The 13938-nt window shown below is 58.5% G+C and carries 14 protein-coding genes; 4 read left to right on the top strand and 10 right to left on the bottom strand.

Going from position 1 to position 13938, the window contains the following annotated elements:
• Positions 1-25: 25 nt before the first annotated feature.
• From ACO6TI_RS31630 to ACO6TI_RS31620, 3 genes are read right to left on the bottom strand one after another with little or no spacing between them, the layout of a single operon-like run.
• Positions 26-1165, bottom strand: coding sequence for a Gfo/Idh/MocA family protein (locus ACO6TI_RS31630; protein ID WP_282046974.1), 1140 nt, complete (start codon positions 1163-1165; stop codon positions 26-28).
• On the bottom strand, positions 1162-2064 hold the full coding sequence (locus ACO6TI_RS31625; RefSeq protein WP_055114241.1) for a TIM barrel protein: 903 nt from the start codon (positions 2062-2064) through the stop codon (positions 1162-1164). Before ACO6TI_RS31625 ends, ACO6TI_RS31630 begins: the two co-directional genes overlap by 4 nt.
• A gap of 40 nt (positions 2065-2104) precedes the next feature.
• Entirely contained in the window at positions 2105-3241 is a 1137-nt protein-coding gene (locus tag ACO6TI_RS31620) for a Gfo/Idh/MocA family protein (protein ID WP_082442644.1), read from the bottom strand.
• Positions 3242-3343: 102 nt separating this feature from the next.
• Here ACO6TI_RS31620 and iolD point away from each other — a divergent pair, with 102 nt between their 5' ends.
• Genes iolD through ACO6TI_RS31600 form a run of 4 tightly spaced genes read left to right on the top strand, consistent with a single transcriptional unit; the run spans position 3344 to position 7883 of the window.
• Positions 3344-5224: a 3D-(3,5/4)-trihydroxycyclohexane-1,2-dione acylhydrolase (decyclizing) gene (gene iolD / locus ACO6TI_RS31615; RefSeq protein WP_422384081.1), complete on the top strand. Its 1881-nt coding sequence runs from the start codon at positions 3344-3346 to the stop codon at positions 5222-5224.
• Between the two features lie 2 nt (positions 5225-5226).
• Positions 5227-6201 carry a 5-dehydro-2-deoxygluconokinase gene (gene iolC / locus ACO6TI_RS31610; protein WP_350183606.1) on the top strand — a complete coding sequence of 325 codons (975 nt, stop codon included), beginning with the start codon at positions 5227-5229 and terminating at the stop codon, positions 6199-6201.
• 12 nt (positions 6202-6213) lie between these two features.
• The gene (locus ACO6TI_RS31605) at positions 6214-7056 is read left to right on the top strand and encodes a 5-deoxy-glucuronate isomerase (RefSeq protein ID WP_055113409.1); all 843 of its coding nucleotides are present in this window, start codon (positions 6214-6216) and stop codon (positions 7054-7056) included.
• The gene (locus ACO6TI_RS31600; RefSeq protein WP_055113408.1) at positions 7053-7883 is read left to right on the top strand and encodes a class II fructose-bisphosphate aldolase; all 831 of its coding nucleotides are present in this window, start codon (positions 7053-7055) and stop codon (positions 7881-7883) included. Before ACO6TI_RS31605 ends, ACO6TI_RS31600 begins: the two co-directional genes overlap by 4 nt.
• A gap of 13 nt (positions 7884-7896) precedes the next feature.
• Here the strand turns inward: ACO6TI_RS31600 and ACO6TI_RS31595 are convergent, their stop codons facing one another.
• The 7 genes from ACO6TI_RS31595 to ACO6TI_RS31565 all read right to left on the bottom strand — a co-directional run bounded on the left by ACO6TI_RS31595 (position 7897) and on the right by ACO6TI_RS31565 (position 13762).
• A complete protein-coding gene (locus ACO6TI_RS31595) occupies positions 7897-8292 on the bottom strand; it encodes a RidA family protein (RefSeq protein ID WP_055113406.1) in 396 nt (131 codons plus the stop codon).
• Positions 8293-8388: 96 nt separating this feature from the next.
• A complete protein-coding gene (locus ACO6TI_RS31590) occupies positions 8389-10017 on the bottom strand; it encodes an AMP-binding protein (protein ID WP_104700946.1) in 1629 nt (542 codons plus the stop codon).
• Between the two features lie 113 nt (positions 10018-10130).
• Positions 10131-10583 (bottom strand): cupin domain-containing protein, encoded by a 453-nt coding sequence (locus ACO6TI_RS31585; RefSeq protein WP_104700947.1) that lies wholly within the window; start codon positions 10581-10583, stop codon positions 10131-10133.
• A 27-nt stretch (positions 10584-10610) separates the two neighbouring features.
• On the bottom strand, positions 10611-11759 hold the full coding sequence (locus ACO6TI_RS31580) for an acyl-CoA dehydrogenase family protein (RefSeq protein WP_422384080.1): 1149 nt from the start codon (positions 11757-11759) through the stop codon (positions 10611-10613).
• The gene (locus ACO6TI_RS31575) at positions 11759-12559 is read right to left on the bottom strand and encodes an enoyl-CoA hydratase family protein (RefSeq protein WP_055113399.1); all 801 of its coding nucleotides are present in this window, start codon (positions 12557-12559) and stop codon (positions 11759-11761) included. Before ACO6TI_RS31575 ends, ACO6TI_RS31580 begins: the two co-directional genes overlap by 1 nt.
• On the bottom strand, positions 12552-13022 hold the full coding sequence (locus ACO6TI_RS31570) for a MarR family winged helix-turn-helix transcriptional regulator (RefSeq protein ID WP_422384079.1): 471 nt from the start codon (positions 13020-13022) through the stop codon (positions 12552-12554). Before ACO6TI_RS31570 ends, ACO6TI_RS31575 begins: the two co-directional genes overlap by 8 nt.
• The gene (locus ACO6TI_RS31565) at positions 13019-13762 is read right to left on the bottom strand and encodes an SDR family NAD(P)-dependent oxidoreductase (RefSeq protein WP_422384078.1); all 744 of its coding nucleotides are present in this window, start codon (positions 13760-13762) and stop codon (positions 13019-13021) included. The genes ACO6TI_RS31570 and ACO6TI_RS31565 overlap by 4 nt, the downstream gene beginning before the upstream one ends.
• Positions 13763-13938: the final 176 nt, after the last annotated feature.

Here is a 13938-nt window from a genome sequence, read left to right as displayed (position 1 = left end):
CCGCGGGGCGACTGCGCATCAGTGCCTACATGCCTACCCAGGCACCTCCGGATTTTGCAGACTTTGCCGCGGCCTCGATCGCGCGCATGGACCATAGTCCGTCCAGGGCGGTTGGGTAATCCAGCGCAAGAGGATCGGCGGCAATTCCTAGTTTTTTCGCCCTCAATACCTCAGCCAGGTCGTGATAGATGTTGGCGAAGGCAACCGGCATGCCTTCTGCGTGACCAATCGGGATTCTGGAAGCCCGGACTGCCTGAGGCGACAATGCAGCATCCCCGCGTTCCAGAATCTGGGTTCGACCGTTCAACGGCGTCCAGTGCAGCTGTTCAGGGTGTTGCTGCTGCCAGGAAAGCCCACCTTTTTCACCAAAAACCTGAAGGGTCAGGCCGTGCATCCGGCCGACCGCGATAGCGCTGGTCCAGAGTCGGCAAAGCGCACCGTCCGACAGCCGGATATTGATCATGGCGTCGTCTTCCAACTGCCGGTCGCCGACCATGGAAGCAAAATCGGCGGAGAGCTCGGTCGGCGTCTGACCGGCGACGAAACAAGCCATGTGGAAGGCGTGAATGCCTGCGTCCGCGAAGACGGCAGAGGTCCCTGCCTGCTCGGGATCGTACCGCCAGCGAATCCGCGGATTGTCCGCCTCTTCCGCGTCCGCATGGAATCCATGAGCGAATTCCGCCTTGATCAGGCGGATCCTGCCAAGTTCACCTTCGGCGACCATGGCCCGCATCTGCCGCACAAGGGGATAGCCGCTGTAACCATAGTTCACCGCGCAGATCCTGCCGGTCTCGCTGGTGATCGCGACGATCTGCTCGGCCTCGTCAGCGGTCATCGTCAATGGCTTTTCGCAAAGAACGTGAAAGCCGGCTTCCAGAAACGCGCGGGAGATTTCGAAGTGAGTCGCATTGGGTGTGGCGATGGTCACCAGATCGAGCCGATCCGGCCTGTCTCGCTCACCTGCCAGCATTTCCTGCCAGTTTCCATAGGCTCGGTCCTCGGCGACACCCAGTTGCACCGCGTAGGATTTGCCCCGTTCCGGATCAATGTCGAGTGCTGCGGCGGTCAGTTGAAAATGCCCGTCGAGAGACGCGCTGATGCGGTGAGCCGGGCCGATTTGCGAGCCTTCGCCACCGCCGATCATTCCCCATTTGAGCCTGGTCATGACGCGACCTCAAAACCGATAGAGTGAAGATAAGACCGATTTTCGCGCGCATCATCCAGCGGCGACTGGGCCTGTTCGGGATCGCAGTCCTGCTCAACCGTGCACCAGCCCTCGAAGCCGGCTGCTTCCAGCTTTGCCTTGACGGCAGGAAAGTCGACCGCGCCCTTGCCCAGGTTACAGAAAATTCCGTTGCCGCAGGCCTCGTAGAAATCGGTTCGATTGGCGACAGTCTCGCTTCGGACCTTTGGGTCGATGTCCTTGAAATGCATGTAGGAAATCCGGTCCATGTGGCGTTCCATGAACGCGAGGGGATCGAAATCTGCGTAAAGGCTGTGTCCCGTATCAAGGCAGATCTTCAGAAGGGAACTGTCGACCTCCTCAAGCAGACGCTCGATCTCGTCCTCGAAGTCCATAAACCCGCCCGCATGCGGATGGATTGCGGTCACAAGGCCGTATTCTTCAGTACCCATCTTTGCAATGTCGTGGATCCTGGTGCGATAGTCGACCCATTCAGACGCCGACATCTTTTCGGCTTCCGACGGCCGGCCTGCCGTTGGAGCACGGCGCGGTGAAATGGAATCGATCAGCACAAGGTGCCGCGCGCCATGTGCCTTGAGCGCTTCACAGGTGCGCACGGCACCATCCTTCACATCATCCCACTTCGAAGGGTCGTGAAAGGGGCGGAACACGACGCCGCCGATCAGCTCAAGATCCCGTTCTTCCAGGGCAGCACCCAGTATTGCCGGATCTTCCGGCATGAAGCCGACCGGACCGAGTTCTATGCCCCGGTACCCGGCATCCCGGCATTGGTCCAGTACCGTCTGCCATGAGGGATTGCGCGGATCATCAGCGAATTCAACACCCCAGGAACAGGGCGCATTTCCGATCTTGATTGTCATGTGAGTCATCCAGAAATGACGGTCAGGCAGCCTGTATTGCCTAGACGTCGTCGAGTTTAATCCAGCTTTTGGATTCGTGTGATTTCCAGGCCGCCTCGATGACCTGGTTTACGTAAAGCCCGTCCTCAAAGGAGGGCCAGATGTTCTGTCCTGTTTCGATGGCGGTCAGGAAGTCCTTTGCCTCGATAATGATCTGGTCCTGGTAACCGGTGCCATGACCGGGACCAAGACAAAAATTGACATAGTCCGGGTGATGCGGCCCGGTCAGAATTTTCCGGAAACCCTCCCTTGCAGGGTTTTGGCCGCCTTCATACAGCCAAAGCGCGTTCTGATCTTCCTGGTCGAAACGAATGGAGCCCTTCGTGCCGAAGATTTCGTAGGCATAACCCATCTTGCGGCCCCAGGCGGTGCGGCTGATGTAGAGGGCTCCGAGGGCTCCGGAAGCGAACCGGCACATGAGTTGTGCCTGATCGTCATTGGTAACGGGTGTCATGCCCTGACCGGAAGGCCGTTCCTTCACGACAGTATCGATTTCGGCGAGCACGCGTTCGATGGGGCCTGCGAGCGCCTGTGTGCCGTTGATGATGTGTGGTGCCAGATCTCCCATGTTGCCGTTGGCGCGGCCTTGCGCGCGCCACGTTCCCGGCAAGTTCGGATCCGCAAAGAAATCTTCGGTGTGTTCGCCGCGCAGGTAGGTGATGTCGCCGATCTCGCCCGCTTCGATGATTTCTCGTGCGAGCTGCGAAGCCGGTGTGCGGATATAGTTGAAGCCAACCATGTTGACGCAGCCCGAAACCTTCGCTGCGGCTGTCATATCGCGGCTTTGCTGGAGATCCTGTCCGAGCGGTTTTTCGCAAAACACCGGTTTCCCGAGTTCGAACGCGGTTGTTGCGATCTCAAGATGGGTGCCCTGGGGCGAGGCGATTACCACCGCTTCGACCCCGGGGTCGGTGACCAGTTCCCGCCAGTCCGCGGTTGAGCGCTTGAAACCGAGTTCGCGTGCCTTTGCCGCCGCGCCGTCCACTGTGGTCGTGCAAACCATTTCCAGCACGGGCCGCAATTTCGTGTCGAACACGGCGCCGACGGAATGCATGGCAACAGCATGAGCTTTGCCCATGTAGCCACCGCCGATGATGCCGATGCCGATCTCGCGCTTTTCCATTCGTTTTTGATCCATTTTTGCAACCGCTTGCAAAACAGCTAAACACCCATTAGCTTCCACAGTCAAGGGTCCCCAGGACCGCAAACAAAATATCCGTTCCGGGAGGTGTTGAGGCCTATGGTCCAGAAGACGGTACGCCTGACGATGGCGCAGGCTCTTGTTCGCTATCTTGCTGCACAGTTTGTCGAGATAGACGGCCAGAAAATCAGGTTTTGCGCTGGAGGTTTTGGTATTTTCGGGCATGGCAACGTGACCTGCCTCGGCGAAGCGCTTTACGAACACAAAGAGGAATTGCCGCTTTGGCGCGGTCAGAACGAGCAGTCGATGGCCATGGCCGCCGTCGGGTATGCCAAGCAGCAGCTGCGCCGGCGCTTCATGTTCGCGACATCGTCCGCAGGCCCCGGGACCACAAACCTGCTGACGTCGGCCGGGATTGCGCATACGAACCGGTTGCCGCTCCTGATGCTGGCAGGCGATGCCTTTGTGACGCGTTTGCCGGATCCGGTTCTGCAGCAGGTCGAACATACCAACAATCCGGGCCTTTCGGTGAATGATGCGTTCAAGAGCGTGACGAGATACTGGGACCGGATTACCCATCCAGCCCAGTTGCTGCAGTCGTTGCCGGCTGCCATCAATACACTGGTCGATCCGGCTGATTGCGGCCCCGTGTTCCTGGGCCTGCCTCAGGATGTCCAGGGATGGGCTTACGACTACCCTGAAAGATTCTTTGAAGCCAAAACCCATTACCTGCGGCGGCAAATGCCCGATGAACGGGAGCTGCATGTTGCAGCGGACGCGCTGAAAACAGCAGAACGTCCATTGATCATCGCCGGTGGAGGCGTTCAATATTCACTTGCGACTGCGGAGATGACGGACTTTGCGCATCGGCACCGGATCCCCGTTGTCGAGACGATAGCGGGTCGCGCCAACCTCGTTCATTCAGACGATCTGAATTGCGGGCCGATTGGCGTCACGGGATCGAATTCCGCCAACAACCTGGCAAAGGATGCCGATGTCATTCTGGCTGTTGGGACGCGGTTACAGGACTTTACCACGGGGTCCTGGACGGCCTTTGCCGAAGACGCGCAGATTGTCACGGTGAATGTGGGACGACATGACGCTGCAAAGCACCTGTCCACACCGGTTGTCGGCGATGCGAAACTTACCTTGCCCGCGCTTTCCGATGTGCTCGGCTCCTATGTGTCACCATCGGGCTGGCTGGAACAGGCTGCGAAGGAACGGGCCGATTGGTCGGTCTACCTGGAAGACAACACCTCCCCGGTAACCAAAGACGGAAGCAACCGGCCGTTGTCCTATGCCCAGGTGATCGGGGCGATAAACGACATATGCCATGCCGAAGACCGGGTCGTTGCGGCTGCAGGAGGACTGCCGGCCGAAGTGACCGCCAACTGGCGCACGAAATCCACCGGCAGCGTTGACGTCGAATTCGGCTTTTCCTGCATGGGTTACGAAATTGCCGGAGGCTGGGGTGCAAGACTTGGCCAGATGGAAAAAAATCCCGACCGGGAAACCATCATCTTTGTCGGTGACGGTTCTTACATGCTGCTCAATTCCGACATCTATTCGTCCGTCCTTTCGGGGGCGAAGATGATTGTCGTTGTCTGCGACAATGGCGGTTTTGCCGTCATCAACAAGTTGCAGAACAATACCGGTAACGAGTCCTACAACAACCTGATTGCCGACTGCAAACTGGCCGTCGAACCGTTCGCAGTCGACTTCGAATCTCATGCAAGGGCGATGGGGGCGAATGCCGAGACAGTGCATTCGATCGCGGACCTCCAGGATGCTTTCGGCAGGGCGCGGCAGTCCGACCGGACCTATGTCATTTCGTTGAAGGTGGATGCCTTCGAAGGCTGGACCCAGGAAGGCCATACCTGGTGGGAAGTCGGAACACCGCAGGTCACGAACAGCGAGCGCGTGCGCAAGGCACACGAGGATTGGGAAGCCGGTCGCGCTCCTCAAAGAAAGGGCGTGTAACCTTGCCGGCCTCTCTCACTTCGCGCTCAAAGTTTCTGGTTCTCGGCCGGGCCGGGATGGATTTCTATGCCGACCCGCCGGGCGCGGAGGCAGAGCGCGCAACGCGGTTTACAACAGCACTTGGAGGGTCTTCCGGCAATATTGCCGCGGGAATCGCCCGGCACGGCTTGTCGGTCAGTCTTCTGACGTGTGTTTCCGACGACTCCATCGGCCGCTTTGTCCTCAACCAGCTGAAAGACTACGGTATCGGGACTGAGCATGTCCGGGTTCTGTCGGGTGAATCGCGCACGTCGCTTGCGGTGACGGAAACCCGGATCGAGAACACACAAAACACCCTGTATCGCAATAATGCCTCCGATCTTCTGCTGAGCGAAGACCAGGTTCTCGGTGTTGCTTTCGAGGCATTCGATTCATTGGTACTGACAGGTACGGCGCTTGCCGCAAGCCCGTCCCGGGAGGCAACGCTCATGGCAATGGAACGCGCGCGCGCCGCCGGTGCGCTGGTGGTGATCGACCTTGACTACCGGCCGTATTCCTGGCCAAGCGCAAAGGAAGCTGCCGAGATCTACCGGGCGGCGATCGAAGCCGCGGATGTTGTGGTTGGCAACGATGACGAGTTTGCCGTCGTTGCCAATGGAACGCACGAGGACGGGCTGAAACTTGCCGGCAAACTGGGATCGTCCGACAAGACCACGATCTACAAGATGGGTGAGCGCGGGTCGATCGCCTTTTCCCCGGGCCGTTCGTTTGAAACCGGGATCTTTGCCGTTGATGCGATCAAGCCGATGGGGGCGGGAGATGCGTTCATGGCCTCGCTCATGGCGTCGCTTGCCGCAGAACTTTCCCTTGAAGACGCCGTTCTCAGAGGATCGGCCGCCGCCGCAATGGTCGTATCAAAATTCGGATGTGCGCCCGCGATGCCGACGCCTGCCGAACTTGGCGTATTTCTTTCCAATCACTCAGCCCCACAGTCCTGAGGAGACACACAGATGCACTTTCCTCCCTATGACAATGAAAACAAGGCGATCGTCGATGTCGAGGACAGCCGGGTTCCGCTGAACTACTTCAATATCGTCAAACTGAGCCGCGGCCAGGCTTTCGAATATACCGTGCCGGGATACGAAACCGCAGTCGTTCCTGCGACCGGAAGCGTGGATGTCGATGTTGAAGGTGTTGCTTTTGCTGCAATCGGCAATCGAGGTGTCGACGTCTGGGACGGGGAACCGGAGGGGGTCTATGTCCCCAGCGGCGCGAAAGCGCGGTTCGTCTGTGTAAGCGATGACGCGGAAGTTTTCATCGCCGGTGCCAAATACGACAAGGTGCTCGATCCCTTTGATGTCCGGGCTGCAGATATCGATCTTGTTCAATACGGATCTGACGACACCAAAACCCATCGCAAGATCAAGCATATCCTTGGAACGAAGTTTCACGACAAGGTCGGGCGGCTGCTCGTCTCCGAACTGTTCACGGTTGGGGAGGGGGGATGGTCCGGGTTCCCGCCGCACAAGCATGACACCGACCGTTTGCCGGAAGAGAGCCGTCATGACGAAACCTACAATTTCAGGTTCCGGCCCAAAAACGGCTTCGGCATGCAACTGGTCCAGCGAGAGGATGGCGAAGTCGGTGATGCCTATCATATCGTCGACGGATCCACGATCGTTCTGGACAAAGGCTACCATCCGTGTGTCGTCGCACCCGGATACCAGATGTACTATTTCACGATTCTGGGCGGTCTGTCGCAGCGTTCGCTTGTGCAGTTCTTCCAGCCGGATCACGCCTGGCAGATCGAAACCATCCCCGGCATCAAGGACATGATCGCGAAGTTCAAATGACAGCAGCAACGCTCGCCGACGTGCTTGAGCCGGCGATACACGGTCGTTACGCCATTGCCGGGCTTGTCGTGCTCGGCTGGGAGGATGCGGTCGCCTTTGTCGAAGCTGCCGAGGAAGCCGGGTGCGCCATCATCCTGCAGGCCGGTCCCGGATGCAGGGCGCACACACCCGTTCCCGTCATCGGAAAGATGATCCGTTATCTTGCCGATCAGGCGCGTGTGCCGGTCGTCTGCCATCTGGATCACGGCTATACGGTCGATGAGTGCAGAAGTGGTATCGATCACGGCTTCACCTCGGTGATGTTCGATGGGTCCAAACTGCCGATTTCCGAGAATATCGACCTTACGGCGGGCCTTGCAGAAGAAGCACATGCCGCAGGCGTTTCGGTGGAAGGAGAAGTTGGCTATGTCGGCTATGCGGACGGTGCGGCCTCGGCCTTCACCGACCCCCTTGAGGCCGGGCGCTTCGACCGCGAGAGCGGCGCCGATGCGATTGCGGTCTCGGTTGGCAACGTGCATCTGCAGACTGAAAAAACGGACGGAATTGATTTCGAGGTCCTGAAATCCATCGAAGATGTGACGTCAAAACCGTTGGTGCTCCATGGGGGGAGCGGCATCCCGCCGGAAATCCGCCGACGTCTTGCGCGTCAGACCCGGGTCTGCAAGTTCAATCTCGGCACGGAACTCCGCCAGTCCTTCGGAGCGTCGCTGAGGCAGACGCTCGAAGAGCAGCCAGAGATTTTTGACCGGCTGGCGATCCTGAAATCGACCATGCCGGCGATGCGAGCCAGCGTTTCGGAAATACTGGGGACAATAACGCAGGCCTGAGCCGGACGCCGGTTCAATCGATCTGTGCAGTTGCCTCGATTTCGATCAGTGCGTCGTCTTCGATCAGACCGGCAACCACCACGACAGACATGGCAGGAAAATGCCTGCCGAAGACCCGCCGGTACGCCTGGCCGACTTCCTTTTGGCGGGCGAGATATTCCCGCTTGTCAGTGATGAACCAGGTCAGTCGAACAATGTCCGTGACCTCTCCACCGGCTTCCCTGACGATTTCGGCGATATTCGCGAGTGTCTGTTCCATCTGACCAATGAAGTCACGGGACTCGAACACCTGGTCCCTGGTCCAGCCAATCTGCCCGCCGATATGCAGGGTTTTCCCGCTGGTCAGCATTCCGTTTGCATATCCCCTGGCAGGTGCCCAGCCCTCAGGCTGAATGAGTTTCGATGGCATGATGAAAGTTATTCCCTGGTTGATATTCTGCCGTTCAAGGCGACCCTGGTAATGTCAGCGAAACTCTAACTCGGCTTCACCTGTGAGTTCTTGTCGCTAAGGCTCCTGCCTTAGCCGGAAGCGCTGGATTTTTCCGGTTTCGGTTTTCGGCAAGATGTCGGAGAAGACGATCGACCGGGGGTACTTGTAGGGCGCAATGGTCGCCTTCACGTGATCCTGCAAGGATTTGCGGGTGTCATCGGTCGGATCAGCACCGTCGATCAAAACCACATGTGCCTCCACAATGGCACCACGGCTTTCGTCAGGGACGCCGATCACAGCGCATTCCTGAACCGACGGATGGGACAGGAGGGCTGCCTCCACTTCCGGTCCGGCGATGTTGTAACCGGAAGAGATGATCATGTCGTCGTTCCGGGCTGCAAAGTGGAGATGGCCGTCTTCGCTCATTGAAAAGCTGTCGCCGGTGATGTTCCAGCCGTCGACCACATAATCTCGCTGCCGCGCGTCTGCCAGGTAGCGACAGCCAGTCGGGCCGCGTACGGCAAGGCGTCCGGTTTCTCCAGCCGCGACAGGTTCCCCGTCGGCACCCAGAACCCTGACCTCGTAACCGCTCACCGGCTTACCGGTACAGGCTGGTTTATGATCGTCGAAGCGATTGGAAACGAAAATATGCAACATTTCCGTTGCACCGATACCGTCGAGCATCGGCTTGCCGGTCTTTTGCATCCAGGCGTCGTAGACGGGCGCCGGCAAGGTCTCGCCTGCGGAAACGGCGGCACGCAGCGACGAGAGATCCGCCCCGTCCTCCATTGCCTGAAGCATGACGCGGTAGGCCGTCGGCGCGGTAAAACAGACCGTTGCTTTGTATTTCTGGATTATCTCGATCATGTTGGGCGGCGTGGCGCTTTCCAGAAGCGTTGCCGCTGCGCCGAAACGCAGCGGAAAGACGGCAAGACCGCCAAGACCGAATGTGAAGGCGAGGGGTGGTGAGCCGATGAAGATGTCGTCGGGCGTTACGCCGAGAACTTCCTTGGCATAGCCATCAGCGATGATCAGCAGGTCCCTGTGGAAATGCATGGTCGCTTTTGGCGTTCCGGTTGATCCTGAGGTGAAGCCCAACAGGGCGACGTCGTCGCTTCCCGTTGCAACGGCTTCGTACCCGACCGGCTTTTCCAGGGCCAGGCGATCCAGTTCCGCGTCGTGATTGGAGGTTCCGTCAAAGCTGATGACTTTCTTCAGAAAGTCGGATGTCTTGGCACAGGCAACGAGTTCGTCCATCAGACGCGTATCGCAGAGGGCAAATTCGACCTCCGCCTTGTCGACGATCTTGGACAGCTCTCCTGCACGCAGCATCGGCATGGTATTGATGACGACAGCCCCGGCTTTGGTCGCCGCCAGCCAGCAGGCAACCATCGCGGGATTGTTGGCGGATCGGATCAGAACGCGGTTTCCGGGCTTGACACCAAGGTCTTCGGTGAGAGCGTGAGCCAGGCGGTTGGTCCAGTCGGCAAGTTCCTTGTAGGTCCGCCGTCTGCCGTTGCCGATGAGCGCCGTGTGGTCGCCGAAGCCCTTTTCAACCATCCTGTCGGTCAATTCGACGGCTGCATTGAGCCGATCCGGATAGTCAAAACCATCGAGCAGAAATTCCGGCCACTGGTCTTCGGGCGGAAGGTTGTCGCGCGCGAAAGTATCCACATGCGCGGAAGGCGAGAGTGCACCGGCCATGATCGATGTGTGCTCCTTGTCGGCTGCCTGTCGCGCCAGAACCTTGTGCTTCCGATCGGTTGGGATCGGGAGGTTCCGGCGCTGTTGAAACGTTGAGACTTCCTGTGCCTGGCCTAGTCGTTGGCTTCCGGCGGGAGAAAGTCCACATCGTGTTCTGCCGAGACACGCACGACAGCTTCCACGTCCGTCATCTCGTGCAGCTCGTCGAAAAGTTCCTTGAGCCTGCCTGCCGGGGACACCCAGAAAAGTGCACGGCACGGGCTTTCCGACTTGTTGAAATAGCCATGCGGAACACCCATCGGCATGCGCACGAGATCACCTGCCCGCGCCTTGGTCCATTTCCCGTCGAGCTTGAGGTCGAGTTCGCCTTCCTGGACGAGAATAAATTCGTCCTGGGTCGGGTGAATATGAACAGGAACGAACTGACCGGGCATGGAATTTGTCTCAAAAGCGAACGTGCTTTCGCACCATGCCTTGGGGTAATAGGTCTGGCCGAGAATGTTGAGTTCTACGCCGTCAAAACCCTCACCGTTCGGAGTAATTCCACCGTCAAGTTTGTTGGTCATGGTCCTGTCTCTCTTTCTGGTTCGAATTCAGACGATTTGCTGCAAGGTCTGGCGCGCAATTATGATTTTCTGAACATCGGAGGCGCCTTCATAAATGCGCAGGGCCCGGATCTCCCGATACAGTTTTTCGACCGTTGTGCCCGAGCGTACACCATCACCGCCGTGCAGCTGAACCGCCTTGTCGATCACCTGTTGTGCCTGATCAGTGGAGAACAGCTTGGCCATGGCTGCCTCGCGCGTGACCCGTGGTGCGCCACTGTCCTTGGCCCAGGCAGCGCGGTAGATCAGGAGAGCCGCGGCATCGATGTCCAGCGCCATGTCGGCGATATGTCCCTGGACAAGCTGAAGATCAAAAAGCGGAGCTCCCTGGATGTTCCGGGTCGTTACCCGGTGCAGGGCCTCGTCGAGTGCCCGGCGGGCAAACCCCAGCGCAGCGGCGGCGACCGTTGAGCGAAAGATATCCAGTACGGACATGGCAATCCTGAAACCCGCGCCCGGTGTGCCGATCAGGCTGGATTTGGCAATACGGCAGTCCGTGAAACGCAGTGTTGCCAGGGGGTGCGGTGCGATGGTTTCCAGACGCTCGACGACCTCGAAACCTGAAACATCCGGTGTCACCAAAAAGGCAGACAGCCCCTTTGCGCCGGGCGCTTCGCCTGTTCGGGCGAACAGTGTGTAAATGTCGGCGATCCCGCCGTTGGAGATCCAGGTCTTTTCGCCGTTCAGCACATAGGCGTCGCCGTCATCTTCTGCGGTCATGGTCGAGTTGGCGACGTCAGACCCCGATTGCGGTTCGGTCAGGGCAAACGCGGAAATCGCCTTTCCGTTTCGCGTGAGCGGAAGCCATTCTTGCTTTTGTGCATCGGTGCCGAAAAGGGAAATTGCACCCGTTCCGAGACCTTGCATCGCAAATGAGAAATCAGCGAGCCCGTCATGGCGCGCGAGCGTTTCGCGGATCAGGCAGAGACTGCGAACATCCAGGGTGCCACCCGGTGACCCGGTGTGTTGCAGAAATCCGGCATGACCAAGGTCGGCGACCAGGTGTTTGCAGGCCGTGTCCGTGTCGCTGTGATCAAGGTGGTCCAGATTTGCCTCGGCCCAAGTCTCCAGATCGGCTGCAAGTGCGCGGTGCCGGTCGTCGAGGAACGGCCAGGTAAGGAAAGTCTTGTCTGCCATCAGTCGCCCTCGAAAACGGGTTTTTCCTTCGCGGCAAAGGCCTCGTAGGCTCTACGGAAATCATTGCCCTGCATACAGATCGCCTGGGCCTGTGCTTCAGCCTCGATCGCCTGATCCAGGCTCATCGACCATTCCTGGGCAAGCATCGTCTTTGTCATTGAATTTGCAAATGTCGGTCCGGAGGCAATACGTCCGGCCATGCTCAAGGCAGTCGCCTCAAGGTCCCCCGTTTCAACCACCGCATTGAAAAAACCCCAGGCATGGCCTTCGTCCGCCTTCATGGAGCGACCGAGATACAAAAGTTCGGCGGCGCGTCCCTGCCCGATGATCCTGGGAAGGATCGCGCAGGCCCCCATATCGCAGCCGGCAAGGCCCACGCGGTTGAACAGGAAGGCGACCTTGGCGTCCGGTGTTGCGATCCGCAGATCGGACGCCATCGCCATGATGGCGCCGGCGCCTGCGCAGATTCCGTCGACGGCCGAAATGATCGGCTTTCCGCATCCAAGCATTGCTTTCACCAGATCGCCCGTCATGCGGGTGAAGGCGAGGAGTTCCTTCATGGACATGCGGGTCAGCGGACCTATGATGTCATGGACATCTCCACCGGAACTGAAGTTGCCACCATTGGGCATGATCACCACGGCATGCACGTCGTCCGCATAGTGAAGATCGCGAAACCAGTCGCGCAGTTCTGCATAGCTTTCGAAGGTGAGTGGATTTTTCCGTTCCGGCCTGTCGAGCGCTATTCGCGCGATTCCGTCGGCGATTTCACAGCGAAAATGTTTGACGTCGCTACGCATCCGCGCGCTCCTTTTCAGTGCCTTGGGTGAGCACTCTTTCGAGAGTATCGGAAAGGGTTTCGAGATCTTCCATCGCCAACGTATCCAGCAGCGTGTCGATCCAGCCTTCGTGATATCCGGCGAGCGTTTCGAATTCGGCCTCGCCCTTCGATGTCAACCGGGCGATCTGAGCGCGCTTATCGCCGGGAACCGGGACCCGCTGAACGAGTTCTTCTTCCGTCAGCTTGTCGACAATGCCGGTCACGTTGCCGTTCGAGACCTTCAGGAATGAAGAGAGATCGCTCATTTTCAATCCGTCGGGAAACCTGGCGAGAGCGGACATGACGTCGAAACGCGGCAATGTCGTCTTGTGACCGTCCCGAAGGTTGCGGCGGATTTCGCCTTCAATGCCGTTTACGGTCTTCAGGAGTTTCAACCAGACGCGCAAACGTGCCTTGGAAAGGGATTCCGTGTCCGAGGTCACAACTCACCTCCCGCGAGACTGAGTGCCTGGCCGTTGACGGACCGGGCTCCATTCGTGCAAAGCCAGTATGCCATCTCGGCAACCTCGTCCGTTTGGATGAAGCGGCCCTGGGGATTGTCGGCTTTAAGCGTGTTTTCTGCGTCCTCCCGACTGAGGCCCGTCTTTTCGACTATTTTTGATATGGAGCGTTCGAGCATGGGTGTTTCAACGAAGCTTGGACAGATCGCGTTCACGGTAATTCCGGTTTTGGCGAGTTCCTTGCCGAGCGCCCGGGTCAGGCCGACGACGGCATGCTTGGCAGCACAATAGGCACTCACATATGGATACCCCCGCAATCCGGCAGTTGAAGCGATTGCAATCATGCGACCCCCGCCTGATGATTTCATGTCCGGAAGCGCGGCCTGCCAGACATTGGAGACACCGATCAGATTGACGGCCAGCAGGGCCTGAAGCACATCCGGCTTCATATTGGCAAAGGGGACACTTTCTGCAGCCCCCGCATTCGCAATGACGATTTCGATCGGGCCTGCGAGTTCGCGCGCTGCACCGAACGCCCGTTCGACATCATCGATTTTGGTTACGTCGCAGACCTGATAGGGAAGGGATTGTGCGGCGAGGTTTTCTTCTGTCCGGCCAAGGATTGTCACGCGGGCACCCTTTTCAGCAAGGTAGTGCGCGCAGGCCGCACCGACGCCTGTTCCGCCACCCGTAACGACGGCGTGACGCCCTGAAACGCTCATGCACCCAGGCTCCCTGCGACTTTGTCGGTGAGGCGCCGTGTCAGGTTACGGCCGCTCGGGTCACCCCTCAACAACACAGTCCTCATTTGCTCCTCCCAATGTCGACGCTCACAGCGAAACACGTTTTCGAATTTGTTTCAAGGCTGAAATTTTAAGCTTAAAATATCTAGGCGCAC

It is taken from the genome of Roseibium album (assembly GCF_965233825.1).
In the GTDB taxonomy this organism is placed as follows: Bacteria; Pseudomonadota; Alphaproteobacteria; order Rhizobiales; family Stappiaceae; genus Roseibium; species Roseibium album.
The sequence above is the reverse complement of the archived record's forward strand: the minus strand, read 5'-3'. Positions and strand labels throughout refer to the sequence as shown.